This window comes from Mesorhizobium sp. M0208 (genome assembly GCF_040322015.1).
In the GTDB taxonomy this organism is placed as follows: Bacteria; Pseudomonadota; Alphaproteobacteria; order Rhizobiales; family Rhizobiaceae; genus Mesorhizobium.
Window position 1 is genome coordinate 18,637 of sequence record NZ_JAMYSP010000045.1, and the last position, 26,202, is coordinate 44,838.

At 58.8% G+C, this 26,202-nt stretch carries 20 protein-coding genes and 1 pseudogene; 4 read left to right on the forward strand and 17 right to left on the reverse strand.

Annotated elements, in window-relative coordinates; all coding sequences use genetic code 11:
* Positions 1 to 10 precede the first annotated feature (10 nt).
* Both NKJ17_RS29340 and NKJ17_RS29345 read left to right on the forward strand, forming a co-directional pair.
* Positions 11 to 892: an ABC transporter permease gene (locus NKJ17_RS29340; protein ID WP_352567631.1), complete on the forward strand. Its 882-nt coding sequence runs from the start codon at positions 11 to 13 to the stop codon at positions 890 to 892.
* A gap of 9 nt (positions 893 to 901) precedes the next feature.
* The gene (locus tag NKJ17_RS29345) at positions 902 to 2,554 is read left to right on the forward strand and encodes an ABC transporter ATP-binding protein (RefSeq protein ID WP_352691239.1); all 1,653 of its coding nucleotides are present in this window, start codon (positions 902 to 904) and stop codon (positions 2,552 to 2,554) included.
* 995 nt (positions 2,555 to 3,549) lie between these two features.
* Here NKJ17_RS29345 and NKJ17_RS29350 read toward each other — a convergent pair.
* The 17 genes and pseudogenes from NKJ17_RS29350 to NKJ17_RS29430 form a co-directional block, all read right to left on the reverse strand.
* A complete protein-coding gene (locus NKJ17_RS29350) occupies positions 3,550 to 4,728 on the reverse strand; it encodes an acetyl-CoA C-acetyltransferase (protein WP_502906581.1) in 1,179 nt (392 codons plus the stop codon).
* Positions 4,729 to 4,784: 56 nt separating this feature from the next.
* Positions 4,785 to 5,414 (reverse strand): 3-oxoacid CoA-transferase subunit B, encoded by a 630-nt coding sequence (locus NKJ17_RS29355; RefSeq protein WP_352691273.1) that lies wholly within the window; start codon positions 5,412 to 5,414, stop codon positions 4,785 to 4,787.
* 16 nt (positions 5,415 to 5,430) lie between these two features.
* On the reverse strand, positions 5,431 to 6,129 hold the full coding sequence (locus tag NKJ17_RS29360) for a CoA transferase subunit A (RefSeq protein ID WP_352691241.1): 699 nt from the start codon (positions 6,127 to 6,129) through the stop codon (positions 5,431 to 5,433).
* 376 nt (positions 6,130 to 6,505) lie between these two features.
* A complete protein-coding gene (locus NKJ17_RS29365; RefSeq protein ID WP_352691243.1) occupies positions 6,506 to 7,678 on the reverse strand; it encodes a M20 aminoacylase family protein in 1,173 nt (390 codons plus the stop codon).
* A gap of 707 nt (positions 7,679 to 8,385) precedes the next feature.
* Positions 8,386 to 9,441: a C45 family autoproteolytic acyltransferase/hydrolase gene (locus NKJ17_RS29370; RefSeq protein ID WP_352691245.1), complete on the reverse strand. Its 1,056-nt coding sequence runs from the start codon at positions 9,439 to 9,441 to the stop codon at positions 8,386 to 8,388.
* A 121-nt stretch (positions 9,442 to 9,562) separates the two neighbouring features.
* Positions 9,563 to 9,945: pseudogene (locus NKJ17_RS29375) on the reverse strand (CapA family protein); the annotation flags it as partial.
* 107 nt (positions 9,946 to 10,052) lie between these two features.
* On the reverse strand, positions 10,053 to 10,778 hold the full coding sequence (locus tag NKJ17_RS29380) for an aspartate/glutamate racemase family protein (RefSeq protein ID WP_352691246.1): 726 nt from the start codon (positions 10,776 to 10,778) through the stop codon (positions 10,053 to 10,055).
* 233 nt (positions 10,779 to 11,011) lie between these two features.
* Complete coding sequence (locus NKJ17_RS29385) at positions 11,012 to 12,223, reverse strand: NAD(P)/FAD-dependent oxidoreductase (protein ID WP_352691248.1); 1,212 nt, start codon at positions 12,221 to 12,223, stop codon at positions 11,012 to 11,014.
* A gap of 140 nt (positions 12,224 to 12,363) precedes the next feature.
* Positions 12,364 to 13,755 carry a CapA family protein gene (locus tag NKJ17_RS29390; RefSeq protein ID WP_352691250.1) on the reverse strand — a complete coding sequence of 464 codons (1,392 nt, stop codon included), beginning with the start codon at positions 13,753 to 13,755 and terminating at the stop codon, positions 12,364 to 12,366.
* A 60-nt stretch (positions 13,756 to 13,815) separates the two neighbouring features.
* Entirely contained in the window at positions 13,816 to 14,868 is a 1,053-nt protein-coding gene (locus NKJ17_RS29395) for an ABC transporter ATP-binding protein (RefSeq protein ID WP_352691252.1), read from the reverse strand.
* On the reverse strand, positions 14,865 to 15,866 hold the full coding sequence (locus NKJ17_RS29400; RefSeq protein WP_502906583.1) for an ABC transporter ATP-binding protein: 1,002 nt from the start codon (positions 15,864 to 15,866) through the stop codon (positions 14,865 to 14,867). The genes NKJ17_RS29395 and NKJ17_RS29400 overlap by 4 nt, the downstream gene beginning before the upstream one ends.
* A 7-nt stretch (positions 15,867 to 15,873) precedes the next feature.
* On the reverse strand, positions 15,874 to 16,755 hold the full coding sequence (locus NKJ17_RS29405) for an ABC transporter permease (protein WP_352691255.1): 882 nt from the start codon (positions 16,753 to 16,755) through the stop codon (positions 15,874 to 15,876).
* Between the two features lies 1 nt (position 16,756).
* Positions 16,757 to 17,698 carry an ABC transporter permease gene (locus tag NKJ17_RS29410; protein WP_352691257.1) on the reverse strand — a complete coding sequence of 314 codons (942 nt, stop codon included), beginning with the start codon at positions 17,696 to 17,698 and terminating at the stop codon, positions 16,757 to 16,759.
* Positions 17,698 to 19,305: an ABC transporter substrate-binding protein gene (locus NKJ17_RS29415; protein ID WP_352691260.1), complete on the reverse strand. Its 1,608-nt coding sequence runs from the start codon at positions 19,303 to 19,305 to the stop codon at positions 17,698 to 17,700. The genes NKJ17_RS29410 and NKJ17_RS29415 overlap by 1 nt, the downstream gene beginning before the upstream one ends.
* A gap of 1,413 nt (positions 19,306 to 20,718) precedes the next feature.
* Positions 20,719 to 21,903 (reverse strand): glycine C-acetyltransferase, encoded by a 1,185-nt coding sequence (locus NKJ17_RS29420; protein ID WP_352691262.1) that lies wholly within the window; start codon positions 21,901 to 21,903, stop codon positions 20,719 to 20,721.
* Between the two features lie 432 nt (positions 21,904 to 22,335).
* The gene (locus tag NKJ17_RS29425) at positions 22,336 to 23,202 is read right to left on the reverse strand and encodes an aminotransferase class IV (protein ID WP_502906582.1); all 867 of its coding nucleotides are present in this window, start codon (positions 23,200 to 23,202) and stop codon (positions 22,336 to 22,338) included.
* A gap of 290 nt (positions 23,203 to 23,492) precedes the next feature.
* Positions 23,493 to 23,945 carry an Lrp/AsnC family transcriptional regulator gene (locus tag NKJ17_RS29430; protein WP_352691266.1) on the reverse strand — a complete coding sequence of 151 codons (453 nt, stop codon included), beginning with the start codon at positions 23,943 to 23,945 and terminating at the stop codon, positions 23,493 to 23,495.
* Between the two features lie 385 nt (positions 23,946 to 24,330).
* Between NKJ17_RS29430 and NKJ17_RS29435 the strand changes: the two genes are divergently transcribed.
* Together NKJ17_RS29435 and NKJ17_RS29440 are read left to right on the forward strand one after the other, a co-directional pair.
* Positions 24,331 to 25,284 (forward strand): IS481 family transposase, encoded by a 954-nt coding sequence (locus NKJ17_RS29435; protein WP_352691268.1) that lies wholly within the window; start codon positions 24,331 to 24,333, stop codon positions 25,282 to 25,284.
* Positions 25,285 to 25,351: 67 nt separating this feature from the next.
* Positions 25,352 to 26,115 (forward strand): IS5 family transposase gene (locus tag NKJ17_RS29440; protein ID WP_352691270.1). Its coding sequence is split into 2 segments (ribosomal slippage): positions 25,352 to 25,685 and positions 25,685 to 26,115, totalling 765 coding nucleotides; the frame shifts between segments, so codons are not numbered across the junction.
* Positions 26,116 to 26,202 lie beyond the last annotated feature (87 nt).

The following is a 26,202-nucleotide window of genomic DNA, read 5'->3' on the forward strand; positions in this document are numbered from 1 at the left end:
TATGGTGGACATGCCCAACACAGCCGATATCTCGTCGCGCGCCAAGCGCCCCCCAGGCCGGCGCAGCAGATTCAGCTATGCGCTCAGAAAAGCGCCCCTCAACGTCAAGCTCTGCTTCGCCATCGTCGCGGTTTACCTGTTCGCCGTCTTTTTCGCAAACCTGATTGCTCCTTTCGGCGAATCCGAATTGGTCTCTCGGGAACCATTCGCGTCGTGGAACCGCGTAAATTTACTTGGCACGGATCAGCTTGGTCGAGACATCCTCAGCCGACTTATCTATGGCGCGCGTAATTCCATTGGTATCGCCATCGTAACAACGACTATCGCCTTTTTGTTGGGCGGCACGCTGGGCATCATCGCCGCGTTGTTCCGTGGTTGGGTGGACCAAGTGGTCGCACGCCTCATCGATGTCCTCATGGCGATTCCGGGGTTGATCTTTGCACTGATGCTGCTGTCCACTTTCGGAACATCGATCCAGAATCTGATCATAATTATCGCAATTCTCGATTCAACCCGCGTTTTCCGACTCGCCCGCGCGTTGGCAATGGACGTTGCTGTGTCAGACTACGTGGAGTCAGCACAGGTTCGGGGGGAGAACCTACTATGGATTATCGCTCAGGAAATCCTACCCAACATTCGCCCAATATTGGTGGCAGAATTTGGGCTCCGCTTCTGCTTTGTGTTCCTCACCATCTCTTCGCTGTCATTCCTGGGCCTTGGCGTCCCGCCACCGATGGCAGACTGGGGCTCCATGGTCCGCGAGAATGCTAGTTTGATCACCTACGGGGATATCACACCATTGCTCCCGGCGGCAGCCATCAGTCTGCTTACCGTCGCGATCAACTTCATCGTCGACTGGTATTTGCAGATCATCGGTGCCTCTAATGCTTGAGCGAATCACATGACCGAGCAGGTAAAACCTTTGTTGAGCGGGGCGGAACGGGCTTCGCCGCTGCTGACGATCCGCGGACTCGTCATCAATGGTATGGTCGACGACACCCTCGTACCGATTCTGCAGGGTATCGACCTTGATGTTCATCCTGGCGAGATTGTCGGCGTGATCGGCGAGTCGGGTGCGGGAAAATCGACGCTCGGTTTAGCGGCACTCGGCATGGTTAGGGAAGGTTGCAACATCGCCGATGGGACCATCAATTTCGGTGGGATCGACCTCCGCGATTGCCCAGAATCGGTCAAACGAAATCTGCGCGGTTTGCGCATAGCCTATGTCGCGCAGAGCGCCGCCGCTTCCTTCAATCCTGCACACAAGCTGATCAATCAAGTGGTTGAAAGCGCCGAAATCCACAAGACCGAACCGCGCAAGCGAGCCATTGAAAAAGCGGTCACCCTGTTTGGCGAGCTTGCACTCCCAGATCCTGGTGGGATCGGCCAACGATACCCCCATCAGGTGTCGGGTGGTCAATTGCAGCGCCTAATGACGGCAATGGCAATGCACTGTTGGCCCGATCTCATCATTTTCGACGAGCCGACGACAGCCCTCGACGTGACGACTCAAGTCGAGGTCCTTGGGGCCATTCGCAAAGTCGTCCAGCAGTTTGGAACGGCGGCCATATACATCAGCCATGACTTGGCTCTCGTGTCGCAGATGGCCCACCGCATCGTGGTCCTGAAGGACGGTGTCAAGGTTGAGGAAGCTGAGACGCGACGAATGCTTGCATCGCCCGAGCACCCCTACACCAGAACTCTTTGGGCAGTACGGGGCCTCAATAAATCGGCGGCGGTCACGTCGCGGCCTATTCTCGATATTCGGCATATCAATGCGGCTTACGGGCACGAGCGGGTGCTGGAGGATGTCAGTTTCACTGTGCCGCGCGGTCACACAGTTGCGGTGGTCGGGGAATCGGGCTCAGGCAAGTCAACCTTGGCTCGGGTTGTTTGCGGGTTGCTGGGAGTTCAGCAAGGCGAGGTGGTGTTTGATGGCGCCCGCCTGCCTGCATTAAGGGGAAACCGCAACCGTGATATTCTGCGCCGTATCCAACTCGTCTATCAATCTGCTGATACCTCGCTCAACCCGAGCCATACTGTGCGCACACTGCTCTCGCGCCCACTGCGGCTCTATTTCGGACTTCAAGGTGCGGCCGTCACGCAGCGGGTACGCGAGTTGCTCGACATGATTGAGCTGGGCGGCGCGTATATTGATCGGTACCCTTCGGAACTCTCCGGCGGTCAAAAGCAACGAATCTCGATCGCCCGCGCGTTGGCTGCCAATCCCGATCTGATCGTTTGCGATGAAGTGACGTCGTCACTCGATAACGTAATACAAGATGAGATCCTGGAGCTCTTGATGGCACTCCAGAAGGAACTGGCGATCTCGTACCTCTTCATCACGCATGACCTTGCCACCGTGAAGGCGATCGCGGACGAGGTTGCCGTCATGCACCGTGGCCGAGTGGTTAGATTCGGCGAGAAGAAAGCCGTTCTCTCGCCACCGTTCGATGACTATACGCAACTGCTGATGAGTTCGGTGCCACAGATGGACCCAGACTGGCTGGATGGCGTGCTTCAGAAGCGTTCCGGCGAAATCACGCATGCATGAACGGATGCGTGATTAGACGACGCGCACCGTCCCGCTAAGAGGGTTGCGCTCCTTAGGCGCGTGGCGCGGATGCGCCATTCGACACGGTCCGGGAAAAGCGCGAAGACGGCCGTGGCAAGGGTGTGGGCGCAATCATCCCGCCGCAGCCGCGATAGATTTGGGTGGTCTCATCGAAGAGCACCGTCCTCGCGGGTTGTGTTGCAAAGTTTTTTCCTGAAGGTGGTCGAGACCGGCCGCTGTCATGCCGCCTATGGCAAACTGCTCGGCCAGGGAGGGATGCATCATAATCTTGGAACGTTCCGCTCCCAAACGGCAAAATCGCAATCTTGTAAGGGGGCCCCGATCAGCCGAAGCAGGAACCTCTTTAGTGCGGTTCGCGTTTTCAAAGACGGGTCTCGCCGTCTGGGCCCGCCGAAAGCGGGATATTGGTGCAGCCGTCTCAAGCGGCGGCCGTATGTGAGTTTGGGTTCGATTGACCGAGCCATGTCACGCAATCGGGCCCTCCGCCGCCAATTGGGCGCAACACGATGCCGCCCTAACACACCTCTCTTGACCTCAGCATCGTCATGTGAGTCCGGGATCAAACATCTAGAGGCTTTCGGCGCCGTCTCGCCGGCCTTCCAGTTGGGGGATAGGCCTCAATGACCTGCTCTGCTATCTCGAACTTCCGATGCAGAGACCGTTGCCGCGTGCGCATCCTGCGGCGCGCAAAGTTCAGTCCTGTGGATCGCCGTTCCACTCTCCCCATCGCGGCCGAATTTGCCATAATGCGGGATGCCAATGCGCGAGTGCTATATCCGGACCGCGTTCCTCTCCAGTACTTCGAGAATATCACCTTGTCGGTGGGGAGGAACACCGGCAGGGTGCGCCGCGAAAGTCCTCGCGGCGACCGGACGGGGCGGCAGACTGTACGTTGGCCTAGCAACTCGATTTTCCGTTAAGCTCCGCTCTGAACTCCTCATACGCTACGGCTGGATTGAGACGCTCCGCCACGCTCAGAGCGCTTCCACGCACATGGCGACCCCCATCCCGCCGCCGATGCATAGGGTGGCGAGGCCCTTCTTGGCGCCGCGCCGGCGCATCTCGTAGACCAGCGTGTTGAAGATGCGGGCTCCCGAGGCGCCGATCGGGTGGCCGATGGCGATGGCGCCGCCATTGACGTTGACGATCGAGGGGTCCCAGCCCATGTCCTTGTTGACGGCGCAGGCCTGGGCGGCAAAGGCCTCGTTGGCCTCGACAAGATCGAGATCGCCGACCGACCAGCCCGCCTTTTCCAGCGCCTTGCGCGAGGCGGGGATCGGGCCGGTGCCCATGATCTGCGGATCGACACCGGCGGTCGCCCACGACACAATGCGCGCCAGCGGGGTGATGCCGCGTCTCACCGCTTCCGCTTCGCTCATCAGCAGCGCGCCGGCGGCGCCGTCATTGATGCCGGAGGCGTTGGCTGCGGTCACCGTGCCATCCTTGTCGAAGGCCGGCTTCAGCTTGGTCATGGCGTCGAGGCTGGCACCGTGGCGGATGTATTCGTCCTGGTCTACGATGGTGTCGCCCTTCTTGCGCTTGAGGGTGACGGCGACAATCTCGTCCTTGAACTTGCCGGCCTTCTGCGCGGCTTCGGCATTTTGCGAGGCGAGCGCGAACTGGTCCTGATCGTCGCGGGTGATCTGGAATTGACGAGCGACGTTTTCGGCGGTGTTGCCCATGTGGTAGCCGTTGAAGGCATCCCACAATCCGTCCTTGATCATGGTGTCGATCAGCTTGAAGTCGCCCATCTTGACGCCGGCGCGCAGGTGCTGGGCATGCGTCGAAAACGACATTGATTCCTGGCCGCCGGCGACGATCACCTTGGCATCGCCGGTGGCGATCTGCTGCATGCCGATCGCAATGGCGCGCAGGCCCGAGCCGCAAACCTGATTGAGGCCCCAGGCGGTGGTCTCCTTGGGTAGGCCGGCATTGATCGATGCCTGGCGGGCCGGGTTCTGACCCTGAGCGGCGGTCAGCACCTGGCCGAGAATGACCTCATCGACCTCGCCTGGCTCGACGCCGGCACGCGACAGCAGTTCCCCGATGACGATGGCGCCGAGCTCATGCGCCGGCGTGTTGGCGAAGGCGCCGTTGAACGAGCCGACGGGCGTGCGCGCCACGCTGGCGACAACGATGGAAGTCTTGCTCATGATGGCTCCTTTTCTCGTAAGCGGCACCCTGGCTTCCGGTGGCGCGCCACCAAGAATCAGTCAACGATCGTTGCTTCGGTTGCGCTGCGCAGCTCGCTGTCAGTGATGTCGTCGGCAAGTTCAACGAGCTTTAAACCGCCTTCGACGACGTCGAGCACGCCAAGGTTGGTGATGATCCGATCGACTACGCGCTGACCGGTCAGCGGCAGGGTGCAGGCCTTTAGGACCTTTGACTCCCCGGCCTTGCTGGTGTGATCCATGACCACGACCACACGCTTGACCCCAGCGACCAGGTCCATCGCCCCGCCCATGCCCTTGACGAGCTTGCCGGGGATCATCCAGTTGGCGAGATCACCGCTCTCCGAAACTTCCATCGCGCCTAGGATAGCCATCGCTATCTTGCCTCCGCGGATCATTGCAAAGCTCTGCGCCGAGTCGAAGAAAGCTGAATGCGGCAGTGAGGTCACCGTCTGCTTGCCCGCATTGATGAGATCGGCATCGACCTGATCCTCCGTCGGAAACGGGCCGATACCCAACAGCCCGTTCTCCGATTGCAGCGTTACCCGAACACCCTCGGGAATATGATTGGCGACCAGCGTCGGAATGCCGATGCCGAGATTGACGTAGGTGCCGTCTTCAAGTTCGCGCGCGGCCCGCGCCGCCATCTGGTTCCTGTCCCAAGCCATTCGTCTCTCCCCGACCTCACGCTGCCGCGCGCGTTGTGCGCTGTTCGATGCGTTTCTCGTGCTCGCCCTGGACAAGGCGATGCACATATATCCCCGGGAGGTGGATCTGATCAGGATCGAAGCTTCCAATCGGAACGATCTCCTCGACCTCAGCGACGCAGATCCTGCCGCAGGTGGCGGCCGGCGGGTTGAAGTTGCGCGCTGTCTTACGAAAGACGAGATTGCCGGAGGTATCAGCTTTCCACGCTTTCACAATTGACAGGTCCGCGACAATTCCGGTTTCAAGCACATAGATCTCGCCGTTAAAGGTTTTGTGCTCCTTGCCCTCGGCGACCAAGGTGCCCACGCCGGTCTTGGTGTAGAAGCCGGCGATGCCGGCGCCGCCGGCGCGCATGCGCTCGGCCAGCGTCCCCTGCGGATTGAATTCGAGTTCCAGTTCCCCGCCCAGATACTGGCGCATGAACTCGGCATTTTCGCCGACGTACGACGAGATCATCTTCTTGATCTGCTTCGTTTTCAGGAGCACGCCGAGACCGAACTCGTCGACGCCGCAGTTGTTCGACGCAATCGTCAGGTCCTTGGTGCAGGCCTCCCGGATTGCAGTGATCAAGAGCTCGGGTATACCACAAAGCCCAAACCCGCCTGCGGCAACGAACATGCCGTCGAACAACAAACCATCAAGCGCCGAGCCCGCATCGCTATGGACTTTGTTCATTTAGTTCACCCCAAGTGTTGACCACCACTTTGTCGTTGACACGAATCGCCTTGTGCGTCGCTCAACAGGTCCCGGATGCTTTTGGCAGCGCGAATAGGCTCGCGAACCACTGAGAGAGAGTTCTCGCGCCTTCATGGTCTTCGCGGCGCTGTGATGCAGATAGTGCGGCATTGCCGCTGCGGAGCTGCGCTGATCACCGCGCACGTCTTGCCGGATGCACTGGCTAGAGCCCATCCGGCGATCAATCTTGGTTAGGCGCTCGGTGGGCGGCCGGGGAGCCCGCGCCGCGGAACGACGGACAGTGCTAGTGAGCATAACACGCTCTTGCTGACATCGCGCTCGAGCGCACCTCACCCAACTCCAGTCCGCCCGCACATCAGGTACCCAATACCGTCTCTACAAGGCTGACCCAATAGCCGATACCGTAAGGCAGGGCTTCGTCGTCAAAGTCAAATGCCGGGTTATGACACTCAGCCGTCGGTCCATTGCCAAGGAAAATGTAAGCGCCCGGCCGCGCCTCAAGCATGTAGGCGAAATCCTCCGCTCCTATGCTCGGTTTCATCTTGTCATTCACGGATGCAGACCCGACGAGACTGCGGGCGGCCTGGATTGCCAGATCGGTTCCCTCCGCGTGATTGAAGGTCGCTGGAACGGACCGAAGGTACCTGAACTCGATATCTGCGCCGAACCCGCGCGCGATACCCTGAGCGGATGCCAAAATCTCTTGCTCGGCGAAGTCTCGCAGGCCGGATGCCAGGGTCCTGACGGTTCCGGCGATTTCGACCTGATCGGGAATAACGTTGTAGGCCTGTGCCGCGCTCAATTTGGTGACGGAAATCACCAGCGACTCCAGAGGATCGGTCTTGCGCGAGACCAAGGTTTGCAGACCGAGAATGATCTGTGCTGCAATGACGACGGGATCAATGGTCCGATACGGGTGGGCCGCATGGCCACCCCTGCCCTTCACGACGATATCGAAGTCGTCTTGCGACCCCATGATCGAGCCATGGCAGATGGCGAATTTGCCCACCTCCAAGCCCGGCCAACTATGCATGCCAAAAACCTGGGATATGCCGAAGCGGTCCATGATCCCTTCCTGGACCATCTTAAAACCGCCTGTTGGGAATTCTGGCTCTTCTGCCGGTTGAAAGATCAAGGCAACCGAACCCTTGAAGTTGCGCGTACTCGCGAGGTATTTCGCAGCGCCCAGCAACATGGCCGTATGACCGTCATGGCCGCATGCATGCATTTTGCCCGGGCTTTTCGACGACCAGGGTTTGCCTGACGCCTCTATGATTGGCAGGGCATCCATGTCCGCTCTTAGCCCGATCGTCGGCCCGTCTCCGCCTTCGCCCTGAATCAATGCGACGATGCCGGTCTCAGCTATCCCCGTTTCGATGTGATTGATACCGAAGGATGCCAGTTTCTCGGTTACGAACCTCGCTGTGTTGTGTTCCTGAAAGTCGAGTTCTGGATTTTCATGGAGGTAGCGGCGCCATTCGGTTGCCTCGCGCTGCAGATCCCCGCCGAAAGCGTTAACGCTTCTCATGTTGCATTAGCCCTTTAGACACATTCCGCCGAGCCGTTTCGATGTCGTTCCCGAGCCGCGCTCTGGTGGCAAAAGGACGGCCGGCCTGAATTGATTTCGATTTTGAGCGCGGGATGACAATCAAACGTCAATTTTTCATTTCGTTCAATCGCCGTAGAATTCTTGATCCAACGAACTTGCGGATGATGACGCATGAGAGAGAGGGATTTGCGCCAATCTGCGCTGCCTGCTGAAATGTGGAGGAGAAAAAGCACTGCGGTTTGAAATGTAGCCAGCCTGCTGTGGATGACAGATAGCATAGCTGTCCGCGGCGACCACCGAACTGGTCCAACGGACAAACCGAAGGTCGGTCACCAGCGGCAAGCTGGCAAAGCGAAAGAGCTTTTCGAAGTAGGCGCTTTTAGTCGCTGCGGACTAGCCACGACGTCGGCACATGCCCCATCGCATTGCTCCGGAATGTGAATTCACCGCACCACTGGCACTTGCCTCGGCGCGTGGAAGCCCGGGTCCCTACAGGCAGTGCGTTGTCAATGACCATTCCCTAACAAAAGCGCATCGTTCAATGGCCGATTTCGCGGAGCAAGAGACTTCGCGGGGGTGGTCGTCTCGAAGCCTATCCCCAAAGGAACTCTGAGAGCCCCTGCGACAGAACCGGTTGCTACCTAATTAAATACGTCGCGCAGAAGATGCGGCGCAGCGGCAGCGGACTACACGACCCGCATCGTTCCGCTTAACGCGTTGCGCTCCTCGGGAGCGGCGTGCACGCGCCATTCGACGCGGTCAGGGAAAAGCTCGAAGACGCCCATGGCGAGGGTCTGGGAGTCTTCGTCTTGTCGGTTCTTATAGATCGGGGCGGTCTCATCGAAGAGCACAGCCTCCGCGCCGTTCGCGAGCGCGCCTTCCGCGATCATTCGGTCCGCCGCCTCCTGGCGGTTACGCGAAGAAGGGTTGATCGTCTGCTTCAGGCCGTCGAATTCCCCGTAAAGCATGTGATTCGCGTGGGCTCGGGGCAACCAGACCTCTCGAACGGCGCAGCCTGAAGCCGGAGCCTCAACAGATACAAGCCGACGCGTTTTCGCCTCACCGAGATTGTGATGGTAGCCGCTGGCGCGGTCCTTACGTTTCAAGATTTCGATCGCTTCGTCCAACCCTTTCGCATCCATCGTCGCGCGGATTATGATGTGCCGCGGCACGCCTGGCTGAAGATCGTTAGGTGTGATGTTGTTCATAGCCTGGACTATGCCGGCTTGGTTCAGGCCGAAATCGCCCGACAGCATGCCGGGATACGTGAAGCTGCTCCAAGCCGGGCCCTCGTCGGGCTCGGCCTCGACCCAGAGACAGGCGCCGAGAAACTCCGCCTCGCCATCCTCGTTATGCGCGAGTATCGCCGGGCCGTCCCCTTTCGCCGGAATCAGGAGCGAGGTGCAGCCCGTCTCCGCGATGATTTTCGTCGCCGGCGAGACACCCTCCGGAAGCCGCAGGTCGCCCATGCAGTTCCAGAGGAAGACAGTTTCAAAATCCTGATGAAGGCCTGCAGCGATTCCCTCGATCTCGCGCACATAGCGGGGATATACTCCACGGGCGGCGGATTCTAGCGTCTTCAGATATTCCGATCCGCGCCAGCGGGCGTCCAGGGCGCGGTACAGCTCGCTGCCAAAAGTGCGTTCAAGGGAGCCAGCGGCGGCGCAGGCGCGCCCGACCGCGAAGCCTATGGAGAAGGCGTCGCCCTTAGCGTGGACGCGGGAAATCGTGTTTCTGGACATATTTGGCCTTCGTTCTCTGTGACGTTATCATGAAGCTACCCGGGCGAGCCGGAGCAGGATCAGGGGACGCGGAGTTCCGGGAGGCGCCAGCAAGCCACGGGCATAAATGCTCCATGTCCCGTTAGGCCGAGCCCGGCTGCAGCCGGATGAACCCAACACAGTTGTCAATCTCGATTTGGGTCCCAAAGGGCTTGGAAAGCGTCTGCAAGCGCTCGAGGATAGCTTTTGCTTGCGGTTGGGGGGCGAGCCGCGGCACGCCTCGGTTGGCAAATCTTTTCGAGCGTCCGAGCTCGATAGGATAGAGCCGCAACTCAGCAGGCTGATTGTCTTCATAGCGGCTGACGGCGACAACGCTCTCATAGAAAACCGCATCGGATTGAGAGCCAACGAGTCCCTCTGCTGTGGGATACCCTTTTGCCACCTCATCGACGTCACCTCGGCGTCCGTGTGAACTCTTGGATCCTTGTCGTACACATCGAACATGTCAGCGCCGGCCACGAATCGATCGAAGTGCCTTCCTTTGAACATTGAGCGCTTCCCGAACATCTCTGCGCATGGGCCAAAGCCGATCCCCCCGCCGGGGGTGAGCGAAGGGTAAACGCCCAAAAACATCAGTTCGCCGGACCGCCGCGCCAATTCGGAAGATCTTGTGCGCCTAGCGCGACCTCAAGTGCGTAATGGGCAAGCAGACGCGTAGAGTCTAGCGTTGGAAGTGGCGACGACTCAGACGATATAAGTAATGGAATTTCAGTGCATCCTAGGACGATTGCCTCACATCCGGACGCCTTGAGACTGTCGATGATCCGTACATGCTTCGCTCGGGCCACGTCTGTGAACACTCCCTTACAAAGTTCGGAAAAGATAACCTCGTTGATATAACGCCTATCCATCTCATTGGGAGCTACAGCCTGAAGTCCCTTTCTCTGTGCAGCCTCGAAATACATTGGCTTAGTCATCGTCCATTTCGTACCCAAAATCCCAAGCTTCCGATATCCCTGTCTTCTTGCCTCTGTGGTGACAACATCGGCGATGTGAAGTCCTGGCAGCTGTAATTCTGGACCGTTCGATTCAAGAGCGAGATGGGCAGTATTGTCAGGACATACGAAGAAATCACATCCTGCCGCACTTAAGCGCTCGGCAGACTTAACAAGCCTTGCCCGTATGGGGACCAAATTCTCCTGCTCCCAATCCGACATACTGAGCCCCATGGGGATTGTGCTCATGGTAATATCGGGGTGCATATGATCACCGAGCTTCGAGGACCCAGCGTGGCAAAGTGTCAAGTAGCAGAGTGATGAGCCTTCTGCACTGTGTGCGAGTATTCCAACATGTTTCATGAAATTCGTTCAACCGCCATTGTTGTCCAGTCCCGAAAACCGATACAAATGTAAACACATTTTCCGCAGTATTTTATCATTTTGGAGCGATTGCGCGTATAGCTCGTGCGTCCCTTGCGGCTCCATGTGATGGGAGACTCCTTCGACCGTTGTTGCCTTCCTAAGTCACCAAACTCCAATGGCTCGCTCATTGAGCAACCCATGTGGATTGCGAGCCACTCCAGATTGGCAGATCAGTCTAAGCGCTGAGCAGGATCCGTAGCATGTTGCGAGATCTGTCGCTCAAGCCAAGCAGTGTCGGCGGCCTTGCTGCCGAAGCGAGCGGGGGCGCAGTGAGATGTGTCAAAGCTCGGCTTCGCCTCCGTGACGAGCTCGGCGGTGAGGCGCCCTGCCATTGCCGACCAAGTGACGCCTTCGGAATGCATAGCCGTGCAAATGAAGAGTCTTTCGACATCCGGCCAGGGCCCGATCAACGGTGAACCATCTGGGGTGAATGATTCGGGACCATTGATGAAACGGCGGATGGGTGCGTCTGCCAAAACTGGGAAAATCTCCATCGCACTCTCGAAATACGGGGCTAACTTGTCCCAGTCGGGATTGAACAGGGTGAAGGCGAAAGGATCGGGTAGGGTGGCTGCATCAATCGTCTTGGCGTTCTCATCGAAGAAACCGACAAGCATGCCGCCCGCCTCCTCGCGACCGTACATCCGGCGCTCGGACATCAAGATGGATGGAGTTGATGCGGCTAATCGCGGTGTTACGTCTGCGATGACGTAGAAATGCTCGACGGACCATTGAGGTAGGGCGATACCGCTGGACGCCAGCAGTAGGCGGGACCACAGCCCACCCGCGACAACGACGGCATCTGCGGCGATCGGGCCGGTCGATGTGCTAACACCGACAATGCGGCCGCTTCTGATTTCAAGTCCGGTTGCCCTACAATTCTCAACGATACGAGCTCCGCGTTGCCGAGCGCCGCGCGCATAAGCAGCGGTAAGATCGGCAGGATTGACGCGGCCGGAAAGAGGATTGAGCCAGAAGAGCGCAGCGGATGCGGGATCGAGCAGAGGATGCAGGCGACCGGCTTCCTCGCGCGATAGCATGCGCGCCTCGATGCCCCGCATTGTTGCTTTACGATGATAAGATTCATACTTGCGTATGGCCTCGGCGTCTTGAGCGAGATACAAGCGCCCGGTCTTTAGCCACCCGGTGCTTTGCCCGGTTTCTCGCTCAAGTCTCTCTATTGTATCAAAGGCGTAGAGCACACTGGAGTCATGACTGGGTACCGGACTCCAAGTAATGTTACCAGCCGAATGCCAGGTTGTGCCGGAGCCCAGTTGTTCGCGCTCCAGCAATACAATGTCGCCCGCGCCCGCATCCGCCAGGTGCCAGGCGACGCTGCAACCGACCACTCCGCCCCCGACAACCACGATACGACGACTCATGACTTGTTTTCCATCCACTGACGATTTATTCGTAGAACCCGCGCCACGTTAAGGTCGCGAGCCCTGAAGCGCGCGGTTAGTCTGGCAACCAGTGCTCAGGGACGGCCGAAAAAATTGACCGTTCCGTCCCTTGACCAAATCTAGCCGAGCGGCGGTCGGATGAATCCAACGCCGTTCTCAATCTCGATCTGGGTCCCAAATGGCTTCGAGAGCTTCCGTAGGCGCTCCAGGATGGTCACTGCCAGCGCAGGGGAAGCGAGGCGCGGTACTCCCCGGTTGGCAAACCGCATCGAGTGACGGAGCTCGATCGGAATCAACTTCAATTCAGCAAGCTGATTCTGCTCAAAGCGGCTGACGGCAACAATGCTTTCATAAAATTCTTGGCCAGATTGGGGTCCGACTAATCCTTCTGCCGTCGGGTATCCTTTTGCCACCTCGTCGACCGTCACCTCGGCGTCCGTATCGACCCGCGGATCCTTGCCGTAAACCTCATACATGTCAGCGCCTACTGGCGTCCGTAGGTCCTGACAGAAAAAATTCCCCAGGCTGTAAAAAATAGGTCGTCCTTTGTAGATCTCGATGCCTCGCAATACATGCGGTCCGTGCACGATGTATGAGTCCGCTCCGGCATCAATAAGGTTGCGGGCAAAAGATTGTTCGTAGTCAGCTGGCTCCAAGCTCCATTCCCCCGGTTCGTGTCCGTGGTTCGTGGCGATGCAGAAGTCGGAGAACTGCTTACCCTGACGAACGTTCCGCAGGATGTTGGCGACATCAAGCGGATTAGGTTCGAAGCTGTAGTGGGCTTTGTTACCTGCTTTGTAGGTGACGCCGCCGAGTACCACCCGGCTTGGATCCATCACGGCGGGTTTGTCGCCTGGTAGCATTTCGCGCACCTGTCTCAAGGTCTCGAGCATCTCCGGCGGAACTATGATGCTCTTCGTGAGACGAAGGGGGTTTAGACCTGGCCTGCCGTGTGCCTCGCCTGCCGGATCGCATGCACGAGCGATGCGTCCGAACGTCGAGGCAAATGACATCATCGCCACACGCCCGCGTGGCGTCTCCATGAAGCGAGCGGCGCCGGCTTGTGCGAGATTCTCGCCGGCGCCCGCATGGATGATCCCGTTCCTATCAAGCGCGCGGCTCGTCTCACGCATGCCTTCAACGCCCCAGTCGAGCGTATGGTTGTTTGCACGACTGACCATGTTGAAGCCCATGGCCCTCAAGTCAAATCCCAGCTCCGGGTGGCTGATGCAATAGGCCCCGCCGTACTCCGCCTGCGGGCATCCTTTGGATTGAACATCTAAGATGTTGGTTTCCAAGTTGCCAAAAGTAACATCGGATCCCTGAAATATCTTGAGAACATCGGCCAAGCCCGGATAATGGCCGTTAGTTACTGGCCGCGCGTACAGAAGGTCGCCAACTGCAGCGATCGTAAAGCCGTCTTCGACGTTTGTGGCAATTGAACCGATGGTATCAAAGCCTCCATCCTGATGGATTGGATGGTGTCTGTTCTGGTGCGCCTCTCTCTCCATGATCCCCTACTTTTCACAACTGCGATTTTGGCTGTCGCCGTATCTGCGTTTTTCCGATGCCTAGAACGCCGAACCGTGTGGCTCTACCACTTGTGCGAGTCGAGCGCTGCCCACCATATCCGGCTGTCCCGGAATGCCCGCGGCCGGAGCGCGCACATGACAGGCCACCACCCGCCCGTCCTTCATCGGCACCAAGGGCGGGACCTCGATGCGGCAACGCTCGACTGCAAGCGGGCAGCGCGGGTGAAATGCGCATCCGGTCGGCGGATTGATCGGGCTCGGCACCTCGCCTTCGACGGGTACCTCCAGCCGCACTCGCGTCGGGTCCGGCACCGGAGCTGCCGCGATCAGCGCCTCGGTGTAGGGATGGACCGGTTTCGCGAATAGCGCCTCGCTCGGGGCGAGCTCCACGATCCGCCCCAGGTACATGACGGCAACGCGATGCGCGATATGCTCCACGACGCCAAGGTCGTGCGAGATGAAGACGAAAGCGATGCCCATCTGCTGCTGGAGGTCCAGAAGCAGATTCAGAATCTGCGCCTGCACGGAGACATCAAGGGCTGAAACCGCTTCGTCGGCGATGATAAGAGAGGGGTTGAGCGACAGGGCGCGTGCAATGCCGAGCCGCTGGCGCTGACCGCCTGACAATTCGGACGGGAGCCTGTGCATCATCTCGGGCGACATTCCGACTTTTCGAAGAAGGTCCCCGGCAAGTGCCTGACGCTGCCTTCGGCTGAGACGTTCAAAGTTCTCGACCGGCTCAGTAATAATTTGTCCGGCAGTGAGGCGCGGATTCAGCGATGAGTAAGGATCCTGAAAGACCATCTGCATCCGACGGCGCCAGGCGTGAAGCGCGTCCTTCTTGAGGCCCGCAATATCGGTCCCGTCGATCAGCACGCGTCCGCCCGTCGGCTCGACGAGCCGCATCAGGAGCCGCGCGACGGTGGACTTGCCGCAACCGGATTCGCCGACGATGCAAAGCGTCTCGCCCGCCTCGACGGAAAAGGATACATCCTCCACCGCCCGGATCACCGAAATACTTTTCTTGAAGATTCCCGAACCAAGCGGGTAGTGCTTGGTCAGGTTCTCGACTTTCAGCAGAGGACCACTCATGCGCCCATCACCTCTTCGGCGCGCCAGCAAGCTGCGGCGTGGCTGGACCCGACATCACGCAGGACGGGCGTCTTTTCGCGACAAATGTCGATAGCGAACGGGCAGCGCGGCGCAAAACTGCAGCCCACAATGGGCTCGCGCAGACTTGGCACGATGCCGGGGATTTCCGGAAGGCGGCGCTGGCGGCCGCGTTGCGGATCAGGCACTGATCGCATGAGGCCCTGGGTATAGGGATGGGCCGGACGCGCAAAAAGATCTATTACGTTCGCCTGCTCGACGATCCGGCCAGCATACATCACAATCACGCGTTGGCATGTCTCGGCTACAACGCCCAGATCATGCGTGATGAACATGACGGCCGTTCCTGTGCGCTCTTTCAGGTCAACGATGAGCCGCAGGATCTGCGCCTGGATAGTAACGTCAAGCGCGGTCGTCGGCTCGTCGGCGATCAATAATTCCGGCGAGCAGGCCAGGGCCATGGCGATCATGGCACGCTGACGCATCCCGCCCGACATTTCATGAGGATAGTTGTAAACGCGACGCTCGGGGTCCGCGATGCGAACGAGACGAAGCATCTCTTCGGCCTTTGCCATGGCCACCGAGCGGGACGCTTTCGTATGGATCTGCACCGCCTCTGCGATCTGGTGGCCGACCGTATAGACCGGGTTCAGGCTCGTCATCGGCTCCTGGAAGATCATAGCAATTTGGTCACCGCGGATATGGCGCATCTCCCGATCGGACACCTCAAGGAGGTCGCGTCCGTGAAAGCGGACCTCGCCGCCGACGGTCCTGGCGTTCAGCTTCGGCAGCAGGCGAAGAATGGAGAGGGCGGTGACGCTCTTGCCGCATCCCGATTCGCCAACGACGCCGAGCGTCTCGCCTTTTTTCACCTGGAAGCTGATGCCGCCCAAGGCACGGGTGACGCTTTCTTCGCCGTAAAAGTGCGTCTCAAGGTCGCGAACGTCGAGAAGCACATCATCGTCTGCAGATTCTCGCATCAGCATGTCAGCGTCTCCGCTTTGAGCGGGGATCGAACATGTCGCGAAGGCCGTCCCCGAGCAGGTTGACGGCAAGGACGGTGACGGCAAGGCAGACACCGGGGGCGAAGATCGTCAATGGGGCGATGGCAAGGTACAGGCGGGAACTGGCGATCATGTTGCCCCAGCTCGGAATCTCGGGGGGCACGCCCACGCCGAGGAAGCTCAGCCCCGCCTCTGTCAGTATCGCGCTGGCGCAGACGGTAGCGCCCTGCACCATGAGCGCCGGAACGGTGCTCGGCAGAATATGTCGCCACAGTACTTTCGGTAGGCGCGCGCCGCCGCAGAGCGCGGCCTCCACGTAGGGACGCTCGCGAACACCCAGAACCACCGAGCGAACCAGCCGCGCGACGGCCGGCGTCTCTGGGATTGCGATGGCAACGATGAGGATGCCAATGCCTGGCCCGGTCAGCGAGATGAGGGCAATCGCCAGCAGGATCGTCGGGATCGACATCAGGCCATCCATGACCCGCATGACGACGTTGTCGAAGCTGCGGCTGTAGCCGGCGATGACACCGATCAAAAGCCCAGCAAGAGCCGCGCACGCCGCCGACAGCAATCCGACCATGAGGGAGATCCGGGCGCCGAAGATGGTTCGCGCAAACACATCCCGGCCCAGATTGTCGCTCCCGAACCACATCGCGGCGGAAGGCGGCTGGAGGCGCTTGAATGGATCCATGTTCACCGGATCGCCGGCGTAAAGCGGGGCGGCGAGCGCCAGGATGATCAGGAGCGCCAACAGGCCGCCGCCGGCCAGGACCAGGGGGTTCCGCCTTGCGAGACGGGGAAGATCGGATAGCAGCAGCCGACCCATCGGCACGGCTTCAACTGGTGCGGAGATGAGCGTCATATCAGTACCGGATCCGGGGATCGATCAGCGTATAGGCCAGATCGACCGCGAGGTTGATCAAGACGTACAGACCTGAAGTCAGGATGAGCACGCTCTGGATGATGGGATAGTCGCGATTGTTGATCGCATCGACGACCAGACGACCGATACCGGGGATGTTGAACACCGTTTCAGTGAGGACGACGCCGCCGATCAGATAGGCGAAGCTTATGCCAATGACGGTCAGGATGGGGACGCCGGCATTCTTCAAGGCATGGTGGAAAAGCATGGCATAGGACGAAGCGCCCTTGGCAGCGGCCGTTCGCATATAGTCTTCCGACAGCACCTCGATCATGCTCGCCCGCGTAACTCGGGCAATGAATGCAATGTAGGCAAGACTAAGAGCCACGGTGGGAAGGATCAGGTGCACAAACCAAGGCCCGAGGCCGCCATTGATCGGCGCATAGCCCTGGACCGGTAGCCAGTGTGTCCTGACGGCGAAGAAATATATCAGGAAATAGCCGATAACAAAGACGGGGACGGAATAACCGAGTGCCGAAAAGGCCGCGAGGAGGCGGTCAACGAGCCCACCAGTTCGCCACGCGGCAAGGATGCCGAAGGAGACCCCGACCGTCACTGCAAGGATCATCGTCAGGCTCGACAGAGAAAGCGTCGGCTCCAGCCGCTGCGAGATGAGATCGAGAACCGGTCGCCCGGCAAAGATCGAATTGCCGAAATCACCACGAAGCATGTCGCGCACCCAGCGTATGAACTGTACTGGCAGAGGATCGTTTAGGCCCAGCTTTTCCCGAATGCCGGCGATCATCTCCGCCGTGGCCGACTTGCCGGCCATGATTGCCGCCGGGTCTCCGGGCGCCAACCTGAGAAGCATGAAAACAAAGATCCCGACCATCGCCATGACGGCGATGGTCGAAACCATTCTACGCAGGATGTACTCTACCATTAAGCGGAGGCTTTCTGCATGTTCCACATCGGGAAATATATCGTCGGTACCTCGATGAGGCCAGTTAGCGTCTTGCGACGCGCAATTGGGCTCACAATCTGGCCTAGTCTGACATCGCCGACGAAATCCCACCAAACACGTTGCATTTGGCGCGCCAAGGCCTTCCGTTCCTCCAGGGTCGTCACATCCGGCCACTTGGCTCTAAGTGCTTCATATTCGTCGCTCTTCGGCCATCCGAACCAGGCATGATCGCCCGCGTTGGGGAAGACCGCCGTAATCGGGTCGCCTTGGACGTAGTCAGGATCGTCCGTGATGAAAATGTTCCAGCCGCCGCTTTCAACCGGACCTTTGTTGGCCCGGCGGGCGACAACCCCGCCCCAGTCGCTCGGTGCAAGTTCGGCATTGATACCGATCTTCTGCAGCGTGATCGCCAAAAGCTGGGACGCGGCGTGGCCTTGCGCCCAGCTCGTGGGATCGAGAATGACGACCTTCTCACCGGCGTATCCCGCCTCCTTGAACAGTTGCTTGGCTTTTTCCGGGTCGCCGCCCTTCTTGAACCAGCCGGTGTTTTCGTCGTTGGAATAGGGCGTGCTGTTCCCGAATATTGAAGTGACCGGTCGGCCGAACCTCGGATCGGGAGCCATAACGCCCAAGAAAGCGTCCTGGTCGATGAGGTGAAGCATGGCTTGGCGTGCCTTCACGTTGTCGAAGGGCTTCTGCAGATGATTCATGCGTAGACCCAGGTCGTTGCCCGACTTATTTAAAACCTGCAGCACCAGATTGGGGTCACTCTCAATTACACCGTAAAGATCAGCAGGCGCGTATGTTTGTAGATCAACCTCGCCTGCTTGCAACGCCGCTAAGGCAGTCTGCTGATCGGCGATATTGTTCCAAATGACGCGATCGACCTTGACAATTTTTCCGCCGGCGAGTCGGTCCGACGGCTCGTTGCGCGGTACGTACTTTTCATTTCTATCATAGGTGAAGCTCGCGCCCGGTCTGGCAAGGGCTTCATTAAACTTGAACGGTCCCGACCCAATGTTCGTGGTCACCTGCTCGGTTGCGGGGTGGCCCGCATCCTTTTCACGCATAATGAACGGAACCGGAGCAGCGACTCCCCCCAGCATATCAATCAATATCCCTAAGGGTTCCTTGAGTATAATTGTGAAGCTCTTGTCGTCTTTCTTTGAAATATCCTTGGCACGCTCCATGAGCACTTGTCCGCCGGTAGCTGCCTGTCCCCAGCGGCGGATCGAGGCCACGCAGTCGGCTGCGGTAACAGGCGTGCCATCGTGCCAGCCCAGTCCATCGCGAAGCTCAAAAGTATAGGTTTTCTTATCGGCGGAAACTTCCCATTTCGCCACCATTTGCGGCTGGGGCTTCAGCGCAGAGTCAAGCGCGAACAGGGTGTCGTAGATGGCAAGGCCATGAGCTTGGGTGCCGTCAGTCGTCGTAAAGATCGGATCGAAAACGGTGAGATCACCCGTGGCAAAACGGACTGTTTGCGCGTCGCGCGGGGTTGTCTGCGCCCGCAGGATAGACGGGCTTGATAACGCCGCTCCGGCGGCCATGCTCATTTTGATGAGATTGCGTCGAGAGATTGCCATGTTCCTGTTCCCCTTTCGAGTTCTAGACGCGATTGAGTCGCGCGGTTTTTTGAGCTTTTGCGGGTGCCATCAGCCAGGGACTTCTTGTCGTTTTCAACAAGCGCCTGATCGGGTGGTGCAATTTGAAATTGGTAGCACCGGGCCAAGCATAATTTTCGCCAAAATGCAGCGACTGCTGAAATAGAGACGCCACAGAGCGGCGGGATATGAAATATCTCCGGCTCCCTGGCGCGGAAGCTTATCTTCCGGGCGCAGACGGTGGTATGAAGCTGTCACGGAGATCACGCTTCCGGCCAGGCTGCAGGTTCTCGCCCAGAAAGAAGGCCGATGCCGCAACGGATTTCTTCTGCGTCGATTGTATTCCCCTGCACTTTTCTGGCCGTAGTTGACCTGCCACTGAACTGTCATCAAGCGGCGATTAGAGCCTTGGCCGCTTTGTTACGCCTCTTGGCGCGGGTTGAGCAACCGGCGGAGGCGCGGAGCCTTCCATCAGCACAGCGTCGGAGCCCGTTGCGGTAATGACCTCATAGGCGAACACCCACGGAACCAGCCCGGAGCGCGAGCTTCTCTATCCATGGCATCCTTGGGCGGGTCGCGAGGTCCGTGTTCATGAAATGATCGACAAGAACGAAGCCGAGGCTTTCCGCTGCAGTCTTTGTGGCCGGGTATCAGGTCGCTGGCTGGAGGTTCCCGGTCGATAGGAGCCCTCAGCGCGAGCTGGCGCATCACGACTGCTCCGCACGTCTACCCTGCCGCGCTGGGCACCCTAGCGAAACTGCTCCACGACACGGGGGGCCCATCGCAACGCCGGAGATGGGCGCAGCATTGGGCTGTCACGCGAATCGGGGAGATGTCCATGCCGCGCCAACCCACGACATACCAGTTCGATCTGTTCTCGAAGCCGAACGGCGCCGACACGGTGCAGACGCCGCAATGGCAAGCCGGCCGAGGCGCGCCGATCAGTGACGATGCTGATGGTCAGCCTGATGCTTGGCCACGTCGACGGCGAGGGTGCCGCAAAACGGGAGGGCGTGGATCATGATGCATGAGAAGATTGGGCCGCATCATCTGGAGCGCAAAGGGTGTTATGAAAGGATTGAAGTCCTCCCGCCATTCGGCAAAGGCGCTACGGGCGTGGTCCAGGCCGAAGAGCAGGCACAATGCACCTTTACGGGAGTGCCACTATCCCTATTCGATCTGCCTTTGCGTATTGCGGCACACAGGCCATCCGAAGTGATCTCCGTCGCATCTCGAAGTTAGGCTATCACTTGGCCGGGACGATCTTGAGCCAAAATGGCCTTGCCCACCATGGATGAAGAATGCGGCGACAGACATGATCGAAAATATTCTTTCCCCCGCGGAGTCCAAAATATGAGCCTTGCGCGCCATAAACGCGCTCAGCCATATTCAACATCAGATGGTCCCCAATTCCCTGCCTACCTGCCTAAAGGCCTCCACCGCACGGTCGATATCCTCGGTCGAATGCGCGGCCGACATCTGCGTACGGATGCGCGCCTGGCCTTTCGGCACCACGGGGAAGGAAAAACCGATTACGTAGATGCCGCGCTTCAGCATGCGGGTTGCCATCTCCTGCGCTGATGCCGCGTCGCCCAGCATCACCGGGATGATCGGGTGGTCGGCGCCGGCCAGCGTAAAGCCGAGTTGGCCCATTTTCGACCGGAAACGCTCTGCATTGCCAAATAGGCGCCGACGCAACTCGTCGCCATCGGCGATCAGCTCCAATACCTTGAGTGAGGCAGCGGCGATCGCCGGCATGAGCGTGTTGGAGAACAGATAGGGGCGCGAGCGCTGTCGCAGCCAGTCCACCACCTGTCTCTTGCCGCTGGTATAGCCGCCAGAGGCGCCGCCGAGTGCCTTGCCAAGCGTTCCGGTGATGATGTCCACCCTGCCCTCGACGCCACAATGCTCGGCCGAACCGCGGCCGTTTTTGCCGACGAAGCCCACCGCGTGGCTATCGTCGACCATCACCATGGCATCGTATTTTTCCGCCAGATCGCAGATGCCCCGCAGGTTGGCGATGATGCCGTCCATGGAGAACACGCCGTCGGTGGCGATCAGCTTGAAGCGGCTGCCTTCCGCCTTCTTCAATTCTTCTTCCAACGCCGTCATGTCGTTGTTGGCGTAGCGGAAGCGCTTTGCCTTCGACAGCCGGACGCCGTCGATGATTGAGGCATGGTTGAGCGCATCGGAAATGACGGCGTCCTCTTCGGAAAGCAGCGTCTCGAACAGCCCGCCATTGGCGTCGAAACAAGAGCCGTAGAGGATCGTCTCCTCCATGCCGAGGAAGGATGAGATCCGCGTCTCGAGCTGCTTGTGCTCCTCCTGCGTGCCGCAGATGAAGCGCACCGAAGCCATACCGTAACCGTAGCGATCGAGCGCGACCTTGGCTGCCTCGCGAAGTTCCTCGCTGTCGGCGAGGCCGAGATAGTTGTTGGCGCAGAAATTCAACACTCTCTGACCGGCAACCTGGATTTCGGCAGACTGCATCGAGGTGATCACCCGCTCGGACTTGTAGAGTCCCGCGGACTTCAAAACAGCCGTTTCCGCCGACAAATGGGCAATGAATGCATTCTTCATCGGCACCTCCGCAGGAATGGTATGGAAGACGGCCTACGCAACCACATGCTCAATTCGAGTTGTAACCGCTGCCGATTCCTTCAACAGTAGGTCGTCGCGAACGTAGCCAGATCCGAGGCCGTCTCAACCCAACAGAGATTTGTGACCACGAGCAAACCGGCAGCATCATCTCAGGAAAAAGCGACGGTCCAGTCACCTTTTCAGGTAGGCATCCTGGTACCGCAACGTTCGCCGTACCATCGCGGACCGGGCGCTCTTTTTCCGACAGCTGGCGGCGGTGAAGCGGTGGAAGGAGTCGGGTATGTGGGTCGGAAGTCCGCCAAATCGAGGAGGACATCCGCCGAACGGCCCACTTCATTCGGGAGCTTGTATGACAAAGCTCAGTGAGAGCTCCGCGAACGAGTCCGCCAAGCTGCTGCGCATGGCTTCTGATCACGGATAAATGACAGCAGTCGACCATGCGGGATCATCGTGCTTTTGCCAATAGAGATCCATCAGCCGGCGGGTGATGGGTCCGACCTGCCCGCTAGCGATTGCGGCGTCATCGATACGCGTCACGGGCATGATGCCGCCGGCAGTCGACGTGATGAACACCTCGCAAGCCGCTTTGATCTCAGCACGGCTGATGTCAGCGGCCGTAGCGGACAGCCCAATCTCGGCGCAAAGATCGAAGACAGTGCGCCGGGTGATGCCTGGCAATATCCCAAAAGCGGGCGTCCTCAAGGAACCGTCCTTGACAACGAACACATTGAAGCCAGGGCCCTCCGCGATGTGCCCGTTGGTATCCAGGATCAGCGCCGTCTCCGCTCCGACGTCATAGGCGTCAAACAGGCCCTTCACAAGATCGAGCCAATGATAGTTCTTGATCGCGGGATCGATCGATTTGGGCGGAATGCGAACAGTCTCGCTGATCGCGACGTGCAAGCCTCTTTCCAGCTGTTCCTTGTTGGCAACCGATCCAAATGGGACAGCAAACGCGATGAAGCGGTTCTCAGCCTGGCGGGGATCGCGGCTGAAGGTCGGGGAGGAACCGCGCGTGCAAATCATCTCGACGTACGCCGATTTGTGGCCCGACAGAACGACGCAATCGTCAAGGATCGAAGCGATCTTCTCGCGATCGTAGGGAAGCTTCATTCGCAGCCGTTCAATGCCCCCAAAAAAACGGTCAAGATGCAAATCCAACCGGAAGAACCTGCCATTCCAGACATGCACCGTGTCGTAGGTTGCGTCGGAGTGCAGGAAACCCCAATCAAGTACGGAGATCTTGGCCTCGGACATCGGCAGGTATTGCCCGTCCATGAACGCAATCCCGTGCGGATAGCGCCGTCGATCAACGTAATGCGGGTCGATAGTTGGAAGCGCAGATGAAAGCTGTGTCATAGTGGGCGCCATTCTTTTTCTTTAAACTGATATACTTTGCTTTCCCCGCGTCGAAGGGTTGGCTACTCACGCCCGTCTGACGCGGGATCGATTGGGTCCCTCTAGATTGCACAGTTAATCAGGCAAAAAAGCTCAATTTGATGCTGGACGCGCAATGGTGGTTTCAAAAAACCGCTTGGATTGACGGTTTAACCGCGACCCACCCGACACTAGATCATAACCCGAGGTTCGAACTTGACACGATCAAGCGAAATCATGCTCCGGAATTTTCGGACATTGGGGTTAGTGTAGAGCTTCGTCTTGACGAAAACGTCAAAGGCTTCGACGTCCTCAACGGCGACAATCAGCACAAAATCGGCGTCGCCCGTAACCATGTAGCACTGGGTAACCTCTTTGGCCGCGCGCATCGCGCGCTTGAATTCATCGACAAGGTCAAGACGCTCACGATCAAGCTCTACCGTGACCACAACGGTAAGCGATTTGCCAAGAGCCTTGGGATCCACCAGCGAGATGTCCGCAACAATCACGCCATCGTTACGCAGCTTGTTCACTCGTCGCATGCACGACGCAGCCGAAGAACCAACCAATTCCGCCAGTTCGGCAAAGGAAAGCCGATTGTTCTTCTGTAGAGCCGTCAGGATCCTTCGATCTAGGTCATCCATAGAATCATGTCTGCAGTGATTGCAATTTCAATTATCGTCGTGAGCTGCGCTCCATTCATTGCATTTTGCCGTAGAGATTGAAATGCGGAAATCAATATCCACTTGCAAGTGGCGAGAATCAACTGCCGTCCACAGGACCCGTCAAGGGAGCCCATCCATCGGCACCGCAGAGCCCCCCGTTAAAATGAGCACACTGAGAATGCGAACGGCCGACCCTGCTCCTTCAGACGTCGCGACAGCAGTGGCCAGAGGGTCACCCTCGAGTTAGAACACTTAGACTGGAGCAGCCAGAGTGGGCTAGGTGTGAGCTTTCAGGAGGTTGTCCATTCGGACCGGACCGAGGAGACTGGAGTTACCACGCTTCAGCACTCACCGGAGGGTCCGAATGAACATCCACAAGAATGCCCGTCTCACACCGCTACGTCGAGAGGAGATGGCGCTTTTGGTAATAGAAGGCGGTTCTTCCAAAGCCGATGCCGCGCAGACATATGGCGTCTCGGCCAAGATCGTGGCGCGCTGGGTCGAGCGCTACGAAGCCGAGGGCCGCGCTGGTATGGTTGACCGCTCATCGCGGCCTACCGTCATTCCCGGCATGACCGACCAGGCCGTGGCCGATCGCATTGCAGCCTTGCCTCGAAGGCGGCTAACCGGCAAGCATATCGCCATGGAGGTTGGCGTCTCGCCGGCCACTGTCAGCCGAGTTCTCAAGCGAGCTGGATTATCACGGCTGAAAGATATCAAGCCGGCCGAGCCGGTTCGCCGTTATGAGCGCGAGCATCCCGGCGACATGATCCATATCGACATCAAGAAACTCGGGCGATTTGAACGGGTTGGGCACCGCATCACCGGCGATCCTCAACAAGGCAAGTCGCGCGGCGTCGGCTGGGAGTTCGTTCATGTCTGCATCGACGACGCCTCGCGCATTGCCTTCTCGCAAATCCTGCCCAACGAGCGCAAAGAGAGCGCCGTCGCCTTTCTCAAGGCGGCGGTCGCTTACTACGAAAGCCTCGGTATCCCCGTCGCCCGGGTCATGACCGACAACGGCCCTTGCTACAGATCGGAAGCTTTCGCCAAGGCCTGCCGCGATCTCGGCCTCAAGCACGTCCGCACGAAACCATACACGCCCAAGACCAACGGCAAGGCCGAGCGCTTCATTCAGACCGCGCTCAGGGAATGGGCTTACGCCATCGCCTATCCGACATCCCGATGCCGCGCCGAAGACTTGTCCATTTGGTTGCATCGGTACAATTGGCACCGGCCACATGGCAGCCTAAAATCCAGGACACCTATCAGTCGACTCGGCCTTACCGAGGACAACCTGTTGAGGCTCCACAGCTAGGGTCAGGACCCATTAATTTGTTGAGTTGATGTCTGTTTGGTGATTCAAGGTGGCAGGAGGTGCCGCCTTGAGTGATTTGCTGATGTTGACGCCGGAGCAGATGCGCCGGATCGAGCCCTATTTTCCTTTGTCGCATGGTGTGCCGCGTGTAGATGACCGCCGGGTGCTGAGCGGCATCCTGTTCGTGATCCGCAATGGTCTTCGCTGGCGAGATGTCCCTTCCGACTACGGTCCGCACAAGACTATCTACAACCGCTTCATCCGCTGGAGTCGGCTGGGTGTGTTCAACCGCATCCTGGCGGAACTGGCCGCGCAGGGCGGCGAAACGGACAATCTGATGATCGATGCCACCCATCTCAAAGCGCATCGCACTGCCGCCAGCCTACTTAAAAAGGGGCTCTACCCCGATGTATCGGACGCAGCCGAGGCGGACTGACCACAAAGCTGCAAGTGGTCTGTGACGGCAAGGGACGCCCGCGGCTGCTGCATCTGAGCGAAGGGCAGGCCAATGATCACAAGACTGCTGCGGCAGTGATCGAGGATTTGCCCGCCGCCAACGCCCTGCTGGCCGATCGGGCCTACAGTTCCGCAGCCTTCCGCCAGGCGCTCGTCGAGCGCGGTATCACGCCATGCATCCCGCCCCATGCCAAGCATCGTGTTCAGCACAGCTACGATCCTGTCCTATACCGACAACGCCACAGGATCGAGAACATGTTCGCACGCCTCAAAGACTGGCGGCGCATCCACACCAGGTACGACCGATGTGCTCATACCTTCCTGTCCGCGATCGCCTTCGCAGCAGCCTTCATCTTCTGGATCAATGAGTCCTGACCCTAGCACTACTTTGGCAGTTTTTTAGTTCTGGGAGCGTTTTGAGGATTCCCAAGAGCGGTTTTGCGTGATTCATGAGAGGTCGGC